This window comes from Paraclostridium dentum, from assembly GCF_012922555.1.
Taxonomy (GTDB): Bacteria; Bacillota; Clostridia; order Peptostreptococcales; family Peptostreptococcaceae; genus Paraclostridium; species Paraclostridium dentum.
The window spans coordinates 1-329 of sequence record NZ_WIPK01000187.1 but is presented as its reverse complement, the minus strand read 5'-3'; the positions used below and the strand labels follow the sequence as shown (position 1 = coordinate 329).

Genomic DNA, 329 nt, shown 5'->3' with positions numbered 1-329 from the left:
GCTCAGTACAAGAAGGACGGGTGTGACTTTGCTAAGTGGCGCTGTGTGCTCAAGATCTCGGACGGATGCCCCTCTCCTCTTGCCATTGCTGAAAACGCCAACGTATTAGCCAGATACGCCAGCATCTGCCAACAGAATGGCTTGGTGCCCATTGTTGAGCCTGAGATTCTCCCAGATGGCGATCACAACCTCCAGCGCTGCCAGTACGCCACAGAGAAGGTCCTCGCTGCCGTCTACAAGGCCCTGTCTGACCACCACGTGTATCTGGAGGGTACTCTGCTCAAACCTAACATGGTCACAGCCGGGCAGTCTTGCCCCAAGAAGTACAC

At 55.6% G+C, this 329-nt stretch carries 1 protein-coding gene; it reads left to right on the top strand.

Annotated elements, in window-relative coordinates; translation table 11 throughout:
* On the top strand, nucleotides 1-329 hold a 329-nt coding region (locus GFJ41_RS21305), incomplete at both ends, for a class I fructose-bisphosphate aldolase (protein WP_170076055.1).